Here is a 421-nt window from a genome sequence, read left to right on the forward strand (position 1 = left end):
TGCCGAGGTCATGGGGCAGGCGCACGGACAGGCCACGCTCCTGAACGGTCACGGGAGATCTCTCCAGCGGGCTGCCGACCGGAAGCAGGACCTGGAACGTCCACGTGTTGAAGCCGAGCTCGCTGCACAGATGGCCATCTTCGGTCATCGTGAGCGCACCATAGCGACCGCGGTTCAGCTCCCGCAGCCGCGTCGTCGGGTCGGACTGCGTCGTCGCCGACAGCTTGTGCAGGGGAGCGTTCAGCCGCCGGGCGATCCCGAACAGGCCCTGCGCCGCTGGGTTGTGCGGGTGATAGCCGCACCCGGCCGCGTAGGCGAAGGTGAGGAAGCCGGGCCGGTAACGCGAGAGGAACGCGTCCGTCAGGAATGCGGATTCCGATTCCGACCGGCCATCATTCCGATAATTGACCGGCCGGGATTC

The 421-nt window shown here is 67.0% G+C and carries 1 protein-coding gene; it reads right to left on the reverse strand.

The features are described from left to right. Positions 1-421, reverse strand: a 421-nt coding sequence (locus AX750_RS26575; RefSeq protein WP_197432829.1) for a hypothetical protein, incomplete at both ends; no start/stop codon positions are given.

Source organism: Methylobacterium sp. CCH7-A2 (assembly GCF_001557075.1).
Lineage (GTDB): Bacteria > Pseudomonadota > Alphaproteobacteria > Rhizobiales > Beijerinckiaceae > Allobosea > Allobosea massiliensis.